4 protein-coding genes (2 of these 4 only partly in view) are annotated in these 14686 nt (G+C 71.5%); all 4 read right to left on the bottom strand.

What is annotated here, in order from left to right; translation table 11 throughout:
* Tightly spaced (each overlapping or abutting the next), the 4 genes in view from KY572_RS11585 to KY572_RS11570 form a layout consistent with a single transcriptional unit that may run on beyond the window.
* On the bottom strand, positions 1-1879 hold the 5' portion of the coding sequence (locus KY572_RS11585) for a non-ribosomal peptide synthetase (protein ID WP_224242635.1). It extends 7001 nt beyond the left edge of the window; the window shows 1879 of its 8880 coding nt (coding positions 1-1879); the start codon lies at positions 1877-1879; its stop codon lies off the left edge, out of view.
* Positions 1876-6495 carry a non-ribosomal peptide synthetase gene (locus KY572_RS11580; protein WP_224242634.1) on the bottom strand — a complete coding sequence of 1540 codons (4620 nt, stop codon included), beginning with the start codon at positions 6493-6495 and terminating at the stop codon, positions 1876-1878. Before KY572_RS11580 ends, KY572_RS11585 begins: the two co-directional genes overlap by 4 nt.
* A complete protein-coding gene (locus tag KY572_RS11575) occupies positions 6492-12599 on the bottom strand; it encodes a non-ribosomal peptide synthetase (RefSeq protein ID WP_224242633.1) in 6108 nt (2035 codons plus the stop codon). The genes KY572_RS11580 and KY572_RS11575 overlap by 4 nt, the downstream gene beginning before the upstream one ends.
* Positions 12600-14686, bottom strand: partial view of a non-ribosomal peptide synthetase gene (locus KY572_RS11570; protein WP_224242632.1) — the 3' end only. 2692 nt of this gene lie beyond the right edge of the window; 2087 of the gene's 4779 nt are visible here — the last part of the coding sequence; its start codon lies beyond the right edge, outside the window — the gene reads right to left on this strand; its stop codon occupies positions 12600-12602. It abuts the gene before it with no gap.

The raw sequence follows: 14686 nt of genomic DNA, 5'->3' as shown, positions 1-14686 counted from the left end.
CCGTCGAGCCCGACGTGAAGACGATGTACGCGAGGTTGTCCGGAGAGACGACGTCCGGCAGGTCCGCGCTGTCCAGGTCCTCTGGCACCACCGTGGCGGAGTCCAGCACCAGCCGGACGCGTGCGTCCTCCAGGACGGTCCTCAGGCGCTCGGGAGGCAGGTCGGGATCGAGCGGCACATAGGCTCCGCCCCCCTTGATGATGGCCACGAGCGCCACCACCAGCTCCACCCCGCGCTCCAGGCGCAGGCCCACGGTGTCGTCGGGGCGCACGCCCTGGAGCCGGAGCCAGCGAGCCAGCCGGTTCGCTCGGCGGTTCAGCTCGGCGTAGGTGAGCGTGGTCCCGGCACACCGGAGCGCCACGGCCTCGGGGGCTCGGCGCACCTGCTCCTCGAAGAGGGAGGCCAGGCTCCGGTCCGAGGGGAACGGCCGGGAAGTCTCGTTCCAGCGCTGGAGCGCGGCCCGCTCGCTCGGGGTGACCAGGGAGAAGGTGGAGAGGCGCCGGTCGGGCTCTCGCACCATGCCCTCCAGCAGGGTCACGAAGTGCCCGATGATGCGGGTCGCCGTCTCCCGGAGGAAGCGCTCGGCCGAGTAGAAGAGGATGCCCTTGAAGCGGCCCCGGTCGTCCCAGAGGTGCATCTCCAGATCGAACCGCGTGCTCGTGATGGGCAGCAGGAGCTGCTCCAGCGCGAGCCTGGGCAGGTTCAGCCCCTCATAGGGCGCGTTCTGCACGGCGAACATCACCTGGAAGAGCGGGTGCAGGCCCAGGCCTCGCTCCGGGCTCAGCTCCTCCACCAGCTTCTCGAAGGGGTAGTCCTGGTGGGCGTAGGCGTCGAGCGCCACGCGCCGGGTGCGGCGGAACAGCTCCCTCGCCGTCGGATCTCCCGACAGGTCCCCGCGCATCACCAGGCTGTTGACGAAGAAGCCGATCAGCCCCTCCAGCTCCTTGCGGTTTCGGTTGGCGATGGGCGAGCCGACCCAGATGTCCTCCTGTCCGGTGTAGCGGGACAGCAGCGCCTGGAAGGCCGCCAGGAAGAGCATGAACGGCGTGAGGCCCTCTTCCTGCGCCAGGGCCTGCACGCGGGGCGTGAGCGCCTCGGGCAGCTCGAAGGTGAGCGCCGCGCCGCGAGGAGCCCAGACGGCAGGCCGGGGCTTGTCCGCGGGCAGCGCCAGCTCCGAGGGAGGATTCGCGAGCTGCCGGCTCCAGTACGCCGCCTGGGCCTCCAGCCCGCCCTCGCGCAGCTTGCGCGACTGCCACACGGCGAAGTCCGCGTACTGGATGGGCAGCGGTGGCAGGGGCTCCGGGCCCTTCTGGAGCGCCGCCGTGTAGAGCGCCGCCATCTCCCGGACGAGCACGCCGATGGACCAGCCGTCGGAGATGATGTGGTGCATCGTGAGCAGCAGCCGGCTCTCCTCGGCGTCCACCACGAAGAGGCGCGCGCGGAACAGCGGCCCGCTCGTCAGATCGAAAGGCCGCTCCAGCTCGGCGGTGATGAGCGCCTCGATGCGCCGCTCCCGCTCCTCGGCGGGCAGGCCCGCAAGATCGGTGATCTCCAGGGGGGCGTTTCCGGTGGGGGAGACGATCTGCGCGCCGGCTCCCTCCGCGCCGATGAAGCGGGTGCGCAGGACGTCGTGCCGCCGGACGATGCCGTCGAGCGCCGCGCCGAGCGCCGCCGTGTCGAGCGTGCCTCGCAGGCGGTAGTACACGGGCACGACGTAGCTGGTGTTGCCCGGGCTGAGCTGGTCCAGGAACCACAGTCGCTGCTGGGCCGAGGACAGCGGGAAGCGGTGGAGCTGCTGCTTGCGCTCGCGGAGCAGCCGCGCCAGTTCCGCGCGCTGGTCCTCGGGAAGAGGCTTGGGAGTGGAGTTCGTGGAGCTCATGACTTCTGTGCCTCTGCTCTCATGGCGCCGAGGAGGGCCGCCACCTCCGCATCGGACAGCTCGTCCAGTGCGAGGTCGGCGGCCGCGCTTCGGTCCTGGGTCGGAATGGGCTCGTCTGGAATGTCCCGGCGCTCGTTCTCGAGCTGGGACAGCCGGACGGCGAGCCCGGCGACGGTGGGGGCTTCGAACAGCATCCAGAGGGGACACTCGAGGCCGCGGCGCTCGCCGATCCGGCTGACGATGCGGGTGGCGATCAGCGAGTGCCCGCCCAGCTCGAAGAAGTTGTCGTGGATGCCCACACGCTCCACGCCGAGCACGTCCGTCCAGATGTCCGCGATGTCCTGCTCGAGCGGCGTGCGCGGGGCCACGTAGGCTCCCGCGAGCCCGGGACGGCTGTCATCCGGTGCCGGCAGCGCCCGCCGGTCCACCTTGCCGTTGGGCGTGAGCGGCAGCCGGTCCAGCACGACATACTGCTGCGGCACCATATAAGGAGGCAGGTGCTCCGAGGCCCACTGCGCCAGCTGCGGCAGCAGCAGCCGGGTGAGGCGACTGCGCAGCGGGTCGCTGGCATGGCTGCGCAGCTCGCGGGGCCGTGACTCCACCTCGATGGGGAGGTGGGGCAGCGCCGCCTCGGGCTGGCCCTCCGCGCCGAACAGGGCGTCGAACGCACCCTGCGCTCCCGAGTCCGACCAGCCCAGGCCCACGGCCCGGCCCAGCGACTCGCCGAGCCTCCCGAGCGCCTCGGGATCCACGCCTGGGGTGGCATCCTTGGAACGAGCGAGCGCGGCTCGCAGCTCGGCCACGTCGGCCAGCCCGGATGTTCCCGCCAGCACGGGCAGCAGCTCCCGCTCTCCGTCCAGCCGGTGGCTGGGGATGTTGCGCACCAGCACCGCCTCTCTCGGATGGGCGCGCAGCCGCTCTCCGAGTCGGGCCTCATCGAGCCCATCGGCTCGCCAGTCCAGGCGCACCGGTGCCGGCCCGGCTGGCTGACGCGGACCGATCTCGAGCACCGCAGCATACCGGAAGCGGGTCAGCTCGTTCTGGTGCCACCCTCGCTTGAGCCGGATGCGCACGCCCCGGAGTCTCGGCAGGCGCTCGCGCAGGGCGGAGAAGAGCGCCGGGTCCAGGTGCAGCTCCTCGTCGCGACCCAGCTCCCGGGCCACCCGGGCGCGCAGGGCCTCCAGCGAGTCCTCGGCCCTGGCTCGGAAGAGCTGGATGGAGGCCTGCAGCGTCTCCATCAGCGGCAGGCTGCGCAGGTCTCCCAGGAAGATGAAGCCCCCATCCGCCACGACGGAGGTGGCTCCCTCCAGCACGCGCAGCAGGTAGTCGAGGTCCGGAAAGTACTGCACCACCGAGTTCAACACCACCGCGTCGAACGAGCCGGGCTCGAAGCCGGAGAAGTCGTCCGCGGTGCGGCACAGCAGGGACACCGTCTTCAGGCCCGCCTCGTCGACACGCCGCTGGAGCCGCGCCAGCACCGTCGCGGAGAAGTCCGTGCCCACGTACGTCCGGCACTGGGGCGCCAGGCCGAACAGCATCATGCCCGTGCCGCACCCCAGCTCCAGCACGCGCTCGGGCCGTCGCCGGGCGATGGAGGAGACGGCGTCGTCGCGCCACTCGCGCATGTGCTCCGGCGGAATCGGCTCGCCGGAATAGAGGCTGTTCCAGCCGATGATGTCGAAGTCCGCCGGGGTGTCATCGCGCTCGGTCTGGTAGATGCGCTTATCGAAGAAGCCCTGCCACTGGGAGACGCGCTCCTCTCGCAGGGTGGCCTCGTCCCCGGTGCGGCGCTGGCCGTCGAGCTGCTCGGGCGACGGGCACACGTAGGCCACGAGCCCGCGCCCGGTCACCAGATCGCTCCGGTCCACGACGACCGCTTGTTTCACCACGGGGTGCGAGGCCAGCACGGCCTCCACCTCGCCCGGCTCGATGCGGTGGCCGCGGATCTTCACCTGCTGGTCGACCCGGCCCAGGAACTCCAGGGTGCCGTCGGACTGGCGCCTGGCGAGATCTCCGGTGCGGTACAGCCTTGCCCCGGCGTTGCCGCTCACCGCATCTGGGATGAACCTCTCCGCGGTCAGCTCCGGGCGGTGGATGTAGCCACGCGCGAGTCCCTCTCCGCCGATGTGGAGCTCTCCGACGACGCCCACCGGCACCTCCCGGCCCTCGGTGTCGAGCAGGTGGATGGACGTGTTGGAGATGGGCAGGCCGATGGACACGGCGCGCGCCTCCGCGGGCAGCTCGCGGATGGTGTGCGTGCTCGCGATGGTGGTGATCTCCGTGGGGCCGTAGGCGTTGAGGAGCCGCGCGGGCTGGCTCGCGGCGAGGATGGCTCGGACGGCGACGGGGTCCGCCTGCTCGCCGCCGAACAGCAGCGTCCCTACGGAGGACAGCGCCCCGGGACGCTCCGCCGCGACGTGGTTGAAGAGGGCCGTGGTCAGCAGCAGGTGGGTGATGCGCTCGGCGCGCAGCTTCGCCTCGAGCTGCTCGGGGGCGCTCACCTCCTCGCGCGTCAGCCCCACCAGGGTGGCGCCGTTGAGCAGGGCGCCCCAGATCTCCCAGGTGCCCGCGTCGAAGGAGACGTTGGACACGTGGGCGAAGCGGTCTCCCGGCGAGACAGTCATGTAGTCCGTGCCGACCACCAGCCGCGCCACGCCCCGGTGCGTGCCCATGACGCCCTTGGGCATGCCGCTGGAGCCGGAGGTGTAGAGGACCCAGGCGAGGTTCTCCGCACCGGCTGACGGCGGGAGGGGACTGTCATCATCGCCCTCCCAGCCCGTGCGCTCCGCCTCCACCCGGAGCTGGGGAATGTCGAACTCGGGGAGCGCCGCCGCCTCGGTGGGGGAGGCGATCACCGCGGAGGCTCGCGCATCCCGCAGCATGAAGGCGAGCCGCTTGCGGGGATAGCGCGTGTCCAGCGGCATGTACGCGCCACCCGCCTTGAGCACGCCCAGCAGGGAGATGATCAGCTCGGCGGAGCGCTCCAGGCACACCGCGACCACGGACTCGGCGCCGATGCCCAGCGCACGCAGCCGGTGGGCGAGCCGGTTGGAGCGCCTGTCCAGCTCCCCATAGGTGAGCGCCGAGGAGCCGAACCGCAGCGCGATGGCGTCCGGAGCACGGCGCGCATGGGCCTCGAACAGCTCGCCGATCGTCCGATCTCTCGGGAAGGCGCGGTGGGTGGCGTTCCAGCCGGCGAGCTGCTGCCGCTCGGCCGGTGTGATCAACGACAGGCGGGAGATGGGCAGGTGCGGTGCATCGACGATGGCCGTGAGGAGGGCGGTGTAGTGCTCCACGAGCCGCTGGACCGTGGACTCGTCGAACAGCTCCGCGTCGTAGATGACCATGCCTCGCAGGCCATCCGTCTTCTCCCAGTACACGCCGTCGAGGCCCTCGGGGCGCTCCCAGATGTGGACCTCTAGCTCCAGGCGCGCCACGCCCTTGCGGAAGGCCGCGGGGCTGACGGTCAGGTCATGGAGCTGGAGCCGATCGGTCGGAGCGTTCTGCACCGCGAACGCCACCTGGAAGAGCGGGTTGCGGCCCACCTGCCGCTCGGGGCGCAGCTCCTCCACGAGCTTCTCGAAGGGCATGTCCTCATGCGCATAGGCAGCGAGCGCCCGCTGGGAGACGCGGCGCACCAGCTCGGAGAAGGTGGGGTTGCCTCGGGTGTCGGCGCGGATGACGAGGCTGTTCGCGAAGAAGCCGATGAGGTGCTCCAGCTCGCTGCGGTTGCGGTTGGCGATGGGCGAGCCGAGCGTGAAGTCGTCCTGTCCGCTGTAGCGCGACAGGAGCACCTGGAAGGCGGCGAGCAGCGTGATGTAGAGGCTCGTCCCGCTGGAGCGGGCGAGCTGCTGGATGCGGTGGGCCAGCGCGGGGGCGAAGTGCAGCGGCACCATGCCGCCCCGCTGGGTGGAGGTGGCCGGGTGGGGACGATCCGTCGGGAGCCGGAGCTGTGGTGCGCCCTCCAGCTCCTTGCGCCAGAAGGCCAGGTGCTCCGCCAGCACGGGCCCCTGGAGCAGCTTGCGCTGCCACTCGGCGAAGTCGCCGTACTGGATGGTCAACTCGGGCAGCTGGGCCGGAACGCCTCGGGCGAAGCCGTTGTAGAGCGCCGCCAGCTCGCGCAGGAAGACGCCGATGGACCAGCCGTCCGAGACGATGTGATGCATCGTCACCACGAGCACGCTCTCGCCTGGAGCGACGAGGATGAGGCGCGCCACCACGATGGGGCCTCGGGCCAGATCGAACAGGAAGCCCGCGGTCTCCTCGACCCGGCGCTCGACCTCCGCCTCCTTGCCCTCCGAGGGAAGGGCGGTGAGATCCACCACCTCCAGCGGGAAGGGCGCGGGCGGGGAGATGACCTGCACCACCTCCTCGTTCTCCACCTCGAAGCGGGTGCGCAGCGTCTCGTGCCGGTGGACCAGCGCCTCGAGCCCGCGACGCAGCGCCTCCACGTCGAGCCGACCGGTGAGACGGACGGCCGTGGGGACGTTGTAGGCGCGGCCTCCCGGCTGGAGCCGATCCAGGAACCAGAGCCGGCTCTGCGCGAAGGACGCGGGAAGGACGTACTCCTCGCCGCTCGCCGGAGCGGACGCGGTCTGTGCTGCTTCGGGCTTCACTTGGCCTCCCTCCGTCCGCGGGCCTGGCGGGGAACCTGGACGAGCGGCGGGGCTTGCTGGGGCGCCGCGGCGCGGGCCTCGGTGCGGCGCGTGACTTCGGCGGCCAGCTTCTCCACTGACGGAGCCTCGAAGACGCAGCGCAGCGGAAGGTCCACGCCCAGCGCATCCCGGATGCGGGACACGATCTGCGTCGCCAGGAGCGAGTGACCGCCCAGCGCGAAGAAGTCGTCACCGATGCCCACGCGCTCCACGCCCAGCACGCGCGCCCAGATCTCCGCGATGCGGCGTTCGGTGTCGTTGCGCGGCGGCTGTTCGCCGAAGGGGCGGTGCTCGCGCCGGGGCTCCGGAGAGGGCAGGGCGCGGCGGTCCACCTTGCCCACAGGCGTGAGCGGCAGCGCATCGAGCACCAGGATGGCGTTCGGGATGAGCTGGGGCGGCAGGCGAGACTCGAGGTGGGCACGCAGCTCCGGGACGAGCTGTCGGGCGAAGCGCGCCTGTACCGGCACGTTGGCGAAGGGCTGCCAGGACGCGGGCAGGGGAGGCGGCGGTCGCTCGGGCAGGGCGTTCGTGTTCGTGCTCGGAGAGAGGTCGATGTCCATCGTTCCCGCCGGGCCCGTGCGTGACCACGTCACCGTGGCCTGACGGCCGAAGCTCCCGGCCAGCTCACGTAGGGAGTCCGGGTGCAGCGCTCCACCATCGCTTCTGGCCGCGAGCCGGCGCCGCAGCTCGCCACAGTCCTGAGGGCCTCGGGGATCGGACAGCAGCGCCAGGGCCTCGGCCCAGCGCTGGACGCGGCTGTTGGGAATGCCCGTCACCCGGAGGTGAGCGGTGGTCTCCACGCGCCGTGCGAGCTGGGTCAGATCGGAACAGCCCTCGCCCCAGGCCACCTGGGTGGGCGGCTCGGCGAGGCGCTCCGGCGGTCCGACCTCGAGCGTCACCGCGTAGCGGAAGCCGCTCAGCTCGTTGTCCGCGCGCCCGTGCTTCAGCTCCACCTGCACCCGGCGGATGCGAGGGATGCGGGCCCGCAGTGCCTCGAAGAAGGCGGGCGCCACCGTGAGCTCCTCCTCCTGCTCGATGGCGCGGCGGATCCGGCTCCGCAGCTCCTCGCGGGACAGGCTCTCGGGGGAGCGGGTGAGCACCACCGAGGCGTGGAAGGCCTCCAGGAGCGCGAAGTTGCGCACGTCGCCGATGACCACCGCGCCACCATCCGCCGTCCGCAGCACGGCCTGCTCCAGCACCTGGATCAAGTAGTCGATGGACGGGAAGTACTGGATGACCGAGTTCAGCACCACGAGGTCGAAGCCCTGGTGCGGGATGCCGTCGAGCTGATCCGCTCTCCGCCGCTCGAGGCGGACCTGCGGCAGCGGTGCATCCTTCAGCCGGGAGGCCACGTGCGCCAGCGCGGTCTCGGAGAAGTCCAGCGCGTGGTAGAGCTGGCACCGGGGCGCGAGGCCGAAGAGCACCAGGCCCACGCCGCAGCCGATGTCGAGTACGCGAGCAGGGGCCCGGCGCTCCAGGCGGCGCAGCGTGTCCGCGAGCCACTCCTCCATCTCCGCTCGAGGGATGGGCTCTCCCGTGTAGCTGCTCACCCAGCCGATGAAGTCTCCCGCCTCCGGGTTCGGGGGCTCGGCGTAGGTCTCGTCATAGAGCCGCTGCCAGTCGCCCACGAGCGCCTCGGCCGGGGGACGCTCTCCCTGGGGAGACGTGGCCGCCTCGGGCCGGCACACCACGTAGGCCGCCAGCCGCCGGTCCTCGCCATGCCGGTAGACGTTGACCACCGCCTCGCGGACGGCGGGATGGGCCAGGAGCACGCTCTCGATCTCTCCGGGCTCCACTCGGACGCCGCGGATCTTCACCTGCCGGTCGATGCGGCCGAAGAACTCCAGCGTGCCATCGGCTCGCCAGCGCACGCGGTCTCCCGTGCGGTACATGCGCGAGCCCGGCTCGCCCCAAGGGTCCGGAACGAACTGGCGCGCGGTGGCCACCGGATCGTTCAGGTAGCCGCGGGCCACGCCATCGCCTCCCGCGTAGAGCTCTCCGGGGACTCCCACCGGCAGCATCCGCTGCGCCGCGTCCAGTACGTAGGTGCGGCCGTTGGCGATGGGCTTCCCGATGGGGATGGAGCCCCCGTCCAGCTCGCTGACCGAGCGCATCGTGTGACAGCTCGTGAAGGTGGTGTTCTCCGTGGGGCCGTACCCGTTGATGAGCGTGACTCCGGGCAGGCCCCGGAGCGCGGTGGCCGCATCCTCCGGGTCCACGACGTCGCCGCCGGCGAGCAGCGTGTGCAGCCCGCGCAGATCGTCCAGCCGCTCACGCACCATCTGGGAGAAGAGGCCGGAGGTGAGCCACAGGATGGTGACACCCTGGCGACGGATGGAGGCGCCCAGCTCCTCCAGGGACAGCCGCCCCCGAGGCGGGAAGGCGAGGCACCCACCGGTGAGCAGCGGGCCCCAGATCTCCATCGTCGACACGTCGAACGTGGAGGGGCAGAACTGGAAGAACACGTCCTCGGGGCGCGGGTGGATGAAGTCGGTGTCGCGGATCAGCCGCACCACGGAGCGCTGCTCCACGCAGACACCCTTGGGCTCGCCGGTGGAGCCCGAGGTGAAGAGCACGTAGGCCAGGTGTCGCGGAGACGGCCTCGGGTGCTCCGCCGACAGGAGCGCAATGGTCTCGGGCGCGTACACCGGGACTCGCGGGACATGCGGGCACAGCTCCCCCTTGGGAGCGCCGAGGCCCTCGACGATGACGCGGATCTTAGCCCGCTCGACGACGGCGGCGAGGCGCTCGCGCGGGTGGGCGGGATCGAGCGGCACGTACGCTCCGCCCGCGAGGATGACGCCCAGCATGCCCAGGATCAGCTCGGGCGAGCGCTCCTCCAGCACGCCCACGAGCACGTCTGGGCCCACGCCGCGGGCCGCGAGGCTGGATGCCAGCCGGCTCGCCTTCTCGTGGAGCTGCCGGTACGTGAGGACGCCCTCGTCCCAGCGCAGCGCCGGAGAGTCCGGGCGGAGCCGCACCTGCTCCTCGAACAGGTCCGCCAGGCTTCGGTCCCTCGGGTAGGGCGTGCTGAACCCCGCCAGGGAGAGGAGCGCCTGTGTCTGGGCTGGATCCTCCAGGTGCAGGTCCAACAGGGCCGCATCCGGCGTCTGGCCGATGGCCGTGAGCAACGCCTGGAAGTGCGTGAGCATCCGGCGCGCGGATTCGCGGTGGAACAGATCGGTGCTGAAGGAGAGGGAGCAGGTGACGCCCCCCACGTCCTCCAGCGCGTGCAGCTCGAGATCGAAGCGGGTGGTGCCGATCTCCTGGTCGAGCATGGTGAGCGTCAGCTCGGGCCCGCCTTCCAGCCGCATGGGCGCGTTCTGCAGCGCGAACAGCACCTGGAAGAGGGGGTTCATCGCCAGGTGCCGCTCGGGACGCAGCTCCTCCACCAGCCGCTCGAAGGGCAGATCCTGGTGGGCGTAGGCGTCGAGCGCCGTGTCCCGCACGCGCCGCAGCAGCTCTCGGAACGTGGGGCCCCCCGCGAGCGAGGTGCGCAGGGGCAGCGTGTTCACGAAGAAGCCGAGCAGTCCTTCCAGGCCGCTCAGGTTGCGCCCGGCCACCGGCGTGCCGACCACCACGTCCTCCTGCCCCGTGTAGCGGAAGAGCAGGACCTGGAACGCCGCCAGCATCGTCATGAAGAGGGTGGCGTTCTCCTCCAGGCCCAGGGTCCGCAGGCGGGAGACCACCTCGGCTGGGATGTGCAGCTGCTCCGTCGCGCCACGGAAGCTCTGCACGGAGGGCCGAGGCTTGTCCGTGGCCAGCGCGAGCGTGGGCAGGTCGGCGAGCTGCTGCTTCCAGTACGCCAGCAGGCCGTCCAGGGCCGGACCCTGCAGCCACTCGCGCTGCCAGAGCGCGAAGTCGGCGTACTGCGCGGTGAGCTCGGGCAGGGGGCTGGCCTCGCTCCGTGTGAAGGCGCCGTAGAGCGCCAGCAGCTCCTGGGCGAAGATGCCGGTGGACCAGCCATCCGAGATGATGTGGTGAGCGATCATCAGGAGGATGTGCTCCTGGTCACCCAGCTGGAGGAGGTGGGCTCGGAACAGGGGCGCCTGATCGAGGGCGAAGGGCTGGCGCACCCCGTCGAGGACATGCTGCTGCGCCGCTGCCCGGCGCTCGGTCTCGGGCAGGGCGCGCAGGTCCACGCGCGGGAGGGGGACAGTCACCTCGGGCAGCACGCGCTGGAAGGGCGTTCCGTCGCGCTCCACGAAGCAGGTCCGCAGCACCTCGTGGCGCCGGACGATCTCCCGCAGCGCGCGGGTGAGGGCGGCCTCGTCGAGCTCTCCCCGGAGCAGCAGGCCGCCGGACATCGTATAGAAGGAGTTCCCGGGCGTCAGGCGGTCGAGGAACCACAGCCGCTGCTGGGCGAACGACGGAGGTGAGAGCTCTCCGCGCTCCCTCTTGACGAGTGGGGGCTTGCCGGCGGTCGCCTCCGGGCCTCGAGCCCGCTCGACGCGTGCGGCGATCCCACGCACGGTGGGAGTCTCGAACAGGGCTCGGAGGGGCAGCTCGACGCGGAACACGTCTCGCAGCCGTGACTGCAGCTGCGTCGCCACGAGGGAGTGGCCTCCCAGCTCCAGGAAGCTCGCATCGGCTCCCGGTGTCTTCGGCAGGCCCAGCAGGGCGCGGAAGCTCTCGGCCACCAGCTCCTCGATGGCTCCCCGGGGCTTCTCCTCGCGCACCTCCTCCACGGCGGTGACAGGCTCGGCCACATGGGGGACGGGCAGCGCCTCCAGGGCACGACGGAGCGCGCTCAGCGACACGTCTTCCTCGGCCGCCGCGGTGGCCAGCGCGACCTTCAGGTTCTCCAGCACCGCCGAGGCCGCGGCGTCGTCCACCCTCGCGCGGTCATGCACCAGCCGGAGCTGGAGGCCATCCACCGGGACGATGAGCAGGGTGAGCGGGTAGCGCGTCCGGGTGCCCTGGAAGCCCGCTTCGAGCACGCGCAGCCGTGCTCCGGCGCCACCGATCACCTGATCCTGGAGCGGGTAGTTCTCGAAGACCACCAGGCTCTGGAAGAGCTCGCGTCCGGCGGGCACCTCGCTCCAGGACTGGATCTGCCCGGCGGAGCAGTGCTGGTGCTCCACCGCCGCCGAGTGCCACGCATGCACTCCCTGGAGCAGCGTCCCGAACGAGCCCTCCGCGGGAACCCGCACGCGCACCGGGATCGTGTTGATGAACAGGCCGACCATGCTCTCCACGCCGGCCAGCTCCGGAGGACGGCCCGCGACGGTCGCGCCGAAGGCCACGTCGTCGCGTCCGCTGAAGCGCGACAGCAGCAGGGCCCACGCCGCCTGCACCACGGCACCCGGCGTCGTCCCTGCTCGGCGAGCCGCTGCCTGGAGCCGGGCCGCCTGGGCCTCCGGGATGGACCCCGAGACCTGACCGAAGTCCTCGGCGGTGCTGGAGAGCTCGGCGGGGCGTGGCACGCCCAGCGGCGTTGGCGCATCGAGCCCGTGCAGCCGCTCCTTCCAGAAGGCCTGCGAGGTGCTCGGGTCCCGCCGCTTCAGCCAGGTGATGTAGTCGTGGAAGGGCCGTGCGGGCGGCAGCTGCGCGTCCCGGCCCTTTCGGGCCGCCTCATACAGCGCATCGAGCTCGCGGAGCAGGATGGGCAGGCACCAGCCATCCATCAGGACGTGGTGGTAGCTCCAGACGATCCAGGTGCGCTCATCCTCCACCCGCAGGGCGCTCACCCGAAGCAGGGGCGGCTTGTTCAGCTCGAAGCCCTCGCGCCAGGCGTCGGCCAGGTGCGTGCGCAGCCGGGCCTGTCGCTCCTCGGGGCTCAGGGCGCGCCAGTCCTGCTCGGCGACGCTGAACGGAACCTCCTTCGCGATGACCTGCAGCGGCTCGCCCTTCTCGCGCCACGCGAAGCAGGTGCGCAGCGCCGAGTGCCTCCGCAGCAGCTCTCGCCACGCCTGCTGGTAGGCGGCCACGTCCAGCGGCCCCTGCCACTCCCAGGCCGAGTGCTCCACGAACCGCCCCGAGCCCTGCGTGGCCACGCTCTCGAAGAGCATGCCCCGCTGGGAGGGGGAGAGCACATGCATCGCCTCGATGTTTCTCGGTGCCATCTATGCCTTCCCCTCTCCGAGATCGACTTCGGCGAGCACGGCTTCGAGCTCGTCCTGCGAGAGGTCGACGTCCGGGAAGTCCGACACGGTGTAGCCTCCAGCGCCGGGGGCGCGGCAGTGCGCGATGAGCTCGCGGAGCGCGGTCAGCACGCCGTCCGCGAAGCGTGAGATCGTCCCTGGCTCGTGGCGCCGCCGGCTCCAGGACCAGAGCAGGCGCAGCCGGTCATCGACCACCATCGCGTCGAGCGCCAGCAGGTAGCGGCGGCGGCCCTTGTCGCTCCACATCGGACCCACGGGATCGTCGGTGAAGGTCAGCCGCGAGGTGTCGCTCGCCGGCGGGTGGATGCGGCCCAGGTAGTTGAAGCGCAGGTCCGGCTCCGGTGCCGCCACCAGCTCCGGGGGCGGGGTGGGGGACAGGTAACGGAGCAGGCCGTAGCCCAGCCCGCGCCGGGGCACGGCTCGGAGCTGATCCTTCACGCCGCGCAGCGCCGCTCCAGGCTCTCCCGCGCCTTCGAGGCGCAGCATCGCTGGGAACAGCGTGGTGAACCAGCCGACCGTGCGGCTGACATCGAGCCCCTCGGCCACTTCCTCGCGCCCGTGGTTCTCCAGGGCCACGCCGAGCGTGCTGGCCCCGCTCCAGCGGTGGAGGGCGATCAGCACCGAGGTGAGCAGCACCTCGTCCACGCGCATTCCGTAGGCGGCGGGCGCCGCCTGGAGCAGCTGTCGCGTCAGCTCCGGGTCCAGCTCCACCGTGTGCACGGCCTCGGCGTCCTGCGTGTCCTCGCCCTCCGCGTGGTCGACGGGGAGGGTGGGGCGCAGCGCCTTCGCCACATTCAGCCAGTAGGGGCGCTCGGCCTCCGTGGCCTCGCTCCGGGCGGCACGGGTGAGCGCCTCGGACCAGGCTCGGAACGAGGTGGTCTTCGCGGGGAGCTGCACGGGCTCCGGACCGAGCAGGCGCTCCAGATCCTCCAGGAGGATGCTCCACGAGACCGCGTCCACGGCGAGGTGGTGGATCACCAGGAGCAGCCGTCCCGGGAGCCGAGGTCCGCGATGGAAGTGCACCGCGCGGAACAGGGGCCCCTCGGCGAGATTCATGCCCCGCTGGGCCGCGACCGCGAACTCGAGGATCTCCTCCGGGTGCCGTCCCGGGGTGTCCTCATCGAGGAGGAGGGTCATGACGGGCATGCGGCCCTCCAGTGGAGCGATCCGCTGCCGCCACTGGTCGCCCGCTCGCTCGAAGCGCAGGCGGAGCGCGTCATGATGCTCGAGGAGCCGGCGCACGACACTTCCGAGCTCCACGGCGACGAAGTCCGCGGGGACTTCCAACATGCGCGCCTGGTTGAAGTGGTGCGGCTCCGGCAGGCCCTGCTCGAAGAACCAGCGCTGGATGGGGGTGAGCTCCACCGGTCCCCGCACCAGTCCCTGCTCGGCGCGCTTCGGTCCAGCCTCACGCGCCGAGGCGGCCAGGTTCCGGAGCACCGGCGCATCGAAGAGCTGCCGGGGCGTGAGCCCGATTCCCTTCTGGCTGGCCCTCGAGATGACGAGGATGCCGAGGATCGAGTCTCCTCCGAGCTGGAAGAAGTCGTCATCGCGGCCCACGCGCTCGACTCGCAGCACCTCCTGCCAGATGGTGGCCAGCGCCTGCTCGCGCTCGGTCAGAGGCGCCACGTACGGCGGGCGCGCGAGGCCGGCCTCGGGGGGCGCCTCGAGGCGGCGGACATCCAGCTTCCCGTTCGGCGTCAGGGGCAGCGCGTCGAGCAGCACGAACGCCGCAGGCACCATGTAGCCAGGCAGCCGCGTGGCCAGGTACGCGTGGAGGTCGGCCGGAGTGAGCGCCCCGTGAGGCACCACATAGGCGACGAGCCGCGGGTCTCCCGGCGTGTCCTCGCGGACGACCACCGCTACCTGGCGGACGCCCGGGTGCTTGGACAGCGTGGCCTCGATCTCTCCGGGCTCGATGCGGTAGCCGCGGATCTTCACCTGCTGGTCGACGCGGCCGTGGAACTCCAGGTTGCCCGGGACTCGCCAGCATACGAGGTCCCCGGTGCGGTACATCCGCGCTCCCGGCTCGGAGGCGAACGGATCGG

The organism is Hyalangium gracile (assembly GCF_020103725.1).
Taxonomy (GTDB): domain Bacteria; phylum Myxococcota; class Myxococcia; order Myxococcales; family Myxococcaceae; genus Hyalangium; species Hyalangium gracile.
Note: the sequence above shows the minus strand (reverse complement) of the source record. Positions and strands in the feature narration are given on the sequence as shown.

Bases quoted from the DNA above. Each gene is read 5' to 3' on its own strand.
- KY572_RS11575 (WP_224242633.1), bottom strand. From the start codon at position 12,599: ATGGCACCGAGAAACATCGAGGCGATGCATGTGCTCTCCCCCTCCCAG.